Annotated in this window: 8 protein-coding genes; all 8 read left to right on the top strand. The window is 49.7% G+C overall.

Features of this window, described 5'->3' with window-relative positions; all coding sequences use genetic code 11:
• The first annotated feature begins 82 nt into the window (after positions 1–82).
• Complete coding sequence (locus C0K55_RS25435; protein ID WP_000995409.1) at positions 83–379, top strand: host-nuclease inhibitor Gam family protein; 297 nt, start codon at positions 83–85, stop codon at positions 377–379.
• A 5-nt stretch (positions 380–384) separates the two neighbouring features.
• Complete coding sequence (gene bet, locus C0K55_RS25430) at positions 385–1,170, top strand: phage recombination protein Bet (protein WP_000100847.1); 786 nt, start codon at positions 385–387, stop codon at positions 1,168–1,170.
• Positions 1,167–1,847 (top strand): lambda exonuclease family protein, encoded by a 681-nt coding sequence (locus C0K55_RS25425; RefSeq protein ID WP_000186801.1) that lies wholly within the window; start codon positions 1,167–1,169, stop codon positions 1,845–1,847. Before bet ends, C0K55_RS25425 begins: the two co-directional genes overlap by 4 nt.
• A complete protein-coding gene (locus tag C0K55_RS25420) occupies positions 1,844–2,026 on the top strand; it encodes a DUF1317 domain-containing protein (protein ID WP_000149544.1) in 183 nt (60 codons plus the stop codon). The genes C0K55_RS25425 and C0K55_RS25420 overlap by 4 nt, the downstream gene beginning before the upstream one ends.
• Positions 1,999–2,190, top strand: a complete 192-nt coding sequence (locus C0K55_RS25415; protein ID WP_000548522.1) for a DUF1382 family protein — start codon at positions 1,999–2,001, stop codon at positions 2,188–2,190. Before C0K55_RS25420 ends, C0K55_RS25415 begins: the two co-directional genes overlap by 28 nt.
• Before the next feature lie 76 nt (positions 2,191–2,266).
• Complete coding sequence (locus tag C0K55_RS25410) at positions 2,267–2,482, top strand: hypothetical protein (RefSeq protein WP_000188870.1); 216 nt, start codon at positions 2,267–2,269, stop codon at positions 2,480–2,482.
• A 98-nt stretch (positions 2,483–2,580) separates the two neighbouring features.
• Positions 2,581–2,799 carry a TraR/DksA family transcriptional regulator gene (locus C0K55_RS25405; RefSeq protein ID WP_000763364.1) on the top strand — a complete coding sequence of 73 codons (219 nt, stop codon included), beginning with the start codon at positions 2,581–2,583 and terminating at the stop codon, positions 2,797–2,799.
• Between the two features lie 47 nt (positions 2,800–2,846).
• Positions 2,847–3,040: DUF4222 domain-containing protein (locus C0K55_RS25400; RefSeq protein WP_105267046.1), on the top strand; the 194-nt coding region annotated here is incomplete at its 3' end.

Here is a 3,040-nt window from a genome sequence, read left to right as displayed (position 1 = left end):
TCACTAACCCCCTTTCCTGTTTTCCTAATCAGCCTGGCATTTCGCGGGCGATATTTTCACAGCCATTTTCAGGAGTTCAGCCATGAACGCTTATTACATTCAGGATCGTCTTGAGGCTCAGAGCTGGGCGCGTCACTACCAGCAGATCGCCCATGAAGAGAAAGAGGCAGAACTGGCAGACGACATGGAAAAAGGCCTGCCCCAGCACCTGTTTGAATCGCTATGCATCGATCATTTGCAACGCCACGGGGCCAGCAAAAAAGCCATTACCCGTGCGTTTGATGACGATGTTGAGTTTCAGGAGCGCATGGCAGAACACATCCGGTACATGGTTGAAACCATTGCTCACCACCAGGTTGATATTGATTCAGAGGTATAAAACGAATGAGTACAGCACTCGCAACGCTGGCAGGGAAGCTGGCTGAACGTGTCGGCATGGATTCTGTCGACCCACAGGAACTGATCACCACTCTTCGCCAGACGGCATTTAAAGGTGATGCCAGCGATGCGCAGTTCATCGCATTACTGATCGTTGCCAACCAGTACGGCCTTAATCCGTGGACGAAAGAAATTTACGCCTTTCCTGATAAGCAGAATGGCATCGTTCCGGTGGTGGGCGTTGATGGCTGGTCCCGCATCATCAATGAAAACCAGCAGTTTGATGGCATGGACTTTGAGCAGGACAATGAATCCTGTACATGCCGGATTTACCGCAAGGACCGTAATCATCCGATCTGCGTTACCGAGTGGATGGATGAATGCCGTCGCGAACCATTCAAAACCCGCGAAGGCAGAGAAATTACGGGGCCGTGGCAGTCGCATCCCAAACGGATGTTACGGCATAAAGCCATGATTCAGTGTGCCCGTCTGGCCTTCGGATTTGCGGGTATCTATGACAAGGATGAAGCCGAGCGCATTGTCGAAAATACCGCATACACTGCAGAACGTCAGCCGGAACGCGACATCACTCCGGTTAACGATGAAACCATGCAGGAGATTAACACTCTGCTGATTGCCCTGGACAAAACATGGGATGACGACTTATTGCCGCTCTGTTCCCAGATATTTCGCCGCGACATTCGCGCATCGTCAGAACTGACACAGGCCGAAGCAGTGAAAGCTCTTGGATTCCTGAAACAGAAAGCCACTGAGCAGAAGGTGGCAGCATGACACCGGACATTATCCTGCAGCGTACCGGGATCGACGTGAGAGCTGTCGAACAGGGGGATGATGCATGGCACAAATTACGGCTCGGCGTCATCACCGCTTCAGAAGTTCACAACGTGATAGCAAAACCCCGCTCAGGAAAGAAGTGGCCTGACATGAAAATGTCCTACTTCCACACCCTGCTGGCTGAGGTTTGCACCGGTGTGGCTCCGGAAGTTAATGCTAAGGCGCTGGCCTGGGGAAAACAGTACGAGAACGACGCCAGAACCCTGTTTGAATTCACTTCCGGCGTGAATATTACTGAATCCCCGATCATCTATCGCGACGAAAGTATGCGCACCGCCTGCTCTCCCGATGGTTTATGCAGTGACGGGAACGGCCTTGAACTGAAATGCCCGTTTACCTCCCGGGATTTCATGAAATTCCGGCTCGGTGGTTTCGAGGCAATAAAATCGGCTTACATGGCCCAGGTGCAGTACAGCATGTGGGTGACGCGAAAAGATGCCTGGTACTTTGCCAACTATGACCCGCGCATGAAGCGTGAAGGCCTGCATTATGTCGTGATTGAGCGGAATGAAAAGTACATGGCGAGTTTTGACGAGATGGTGCCGGAGTTCATCGAAAAAATGGACGAGGCACTGGCTGAAATTAGTTTTGTATTTGGGGAGCAATGGCGATGACGCATCCTCACGATAATATCCGGGTAGGCGCGATCACTTTCGTCTACTCCGTTACAAAGCGAGGCTGGGTATTTCCCGGCCTTTCTGTTATCAGAAATCCACTGAAAGCACAGCGGCTGGCTGAGAAGATAAATAATAAACGGGAGGCGGTATGCACAAAGCATCTCCTGTTGAGTTAAGAACGAGTATTGAGATGGCACATAGCCTTGCTCAAATTGGAGTCAGGTTTGTGCCAATACCAGCAGAAACAGACGAAGAATTTCATACGTTAGCCACATCCCTTTCACAAAAGCTGGAAATGATGGTGGCGAAAGCAGAAGCAGATGAGAGAGACCAGGTATGACAACCACTGAATGCATTTTTCTGGCAGCGGGCTTCATATTCTGTGTGCTTATGCTTGCCGACATGGGGCTTGTTCAGTGACACCTCAGCAAGAAAACGCCCTTCGCAGCATTGCCCGTCAGGCTAATTCTGAAATCAAAAAAGCCAGACAGCAGTTTCCGGATAAAAACGTCGATGACATTTGCCGTAGCGTACTGAAGAAGCACCGCGAAACGGTAACGCTGATGGGATTCACACCGACTCATTTAAGCCTGGCGATCGGCATGTTGAACGGCGTCTTTAAGGAACGGTGAACATGAAAAGCAAAATCATCAGGGAGCTACAGGCTCCTTTTTTATTATTCGCATTTACCCTCAAGCGTATTAACCAACAATTCAGGGATTAATGAAAGATGGCAGACATCATTGATTCAGCATCAGAAATTGAAGAATTACAGCGCAACACAGCAATAAAAATGCGCCGCCTGAACCACCAGGCTATATCTGCCACTCATTGTTGTGAGTGTGGCGATCCGATAGATGAGCGAAGACGCCTGGCCGTTCAGGGTTGTCGGACTTGTGCAAGTTGCCAGGAGGAGATCGAACTTAAGAACAAACAATGGGGATTGTAATGGCCTCAAAGCAGCAAATTTCAACATCGTCCAACTGAGGTGTAAAAATGTTCAGAATCATTTTTCCTAACACCTGGTACGTCGACCACCACGGCACTCCCTGCAAAATCCTGCGTTCTACCCACAACAAAGTTCACTACATCCGAAAAGGCAGAACATGTATCGCCAGCATGTTCCGCTTTAATCATGACTTTGAACCTGTGAGTAAAGTGGAATCAGAGCGGATAGCCGAAGAGATCGA

The sequence above is a fragment of the Escherichia sp. MOD1-EC6098 genome, assembly GCF_002965865.1.
GTDB lineage: Bacteria > Pseudomonadota > Gammaproteobacteria > Enterobacterales > Enterobacteriaceae > Escherichia > Escherichia marmotae.
This window is presented reverse-complemented; position numbering and strand designations above follow the sequence as displayed.

Coding starts and splice junctions, on each gene's coding strand:
- bet (WP_000100847.1), top strand. CDS start 385: ATGAGTACAGCACTCGCAACGCTGGCAGGGAAGCTGGCTGAACGTGTC.
- C0K55_RS25435 (WP_000995409.1), top strand. CDS start 83: ATGAACGCTTATTACATTCAGGATCGTCTTGAGGCTCAGAGCTGGGCG.
- C0K55_RS25420 (WP_000149544.1), top strand. CDS start 1,844: ATGACGCATCCTCACGATAATATCCGGGTAGGCGCGATCACTTTCGTC.
- C0K55_RS25425 (WP_000186801.1), top strand. CDS start 1,167: ATGACACCGGACATTATCCTGCAGCGTACCGGGATCGACGTGAGAGCT.
- C0K55_RS25405 (WP_000763364.1), top strand. CDS start 2,581: ATGGCAGACATCATTGATTCAGCATCAGAAATTGAAGAATTACAGCGC.
- C0K55_RS25415 (WP_000548522.1), top strand. CDS start 1,999: ATGCACAAAGCATCTCCTGTTGAGTTAAGAACGAGTATTGAGATGGCA.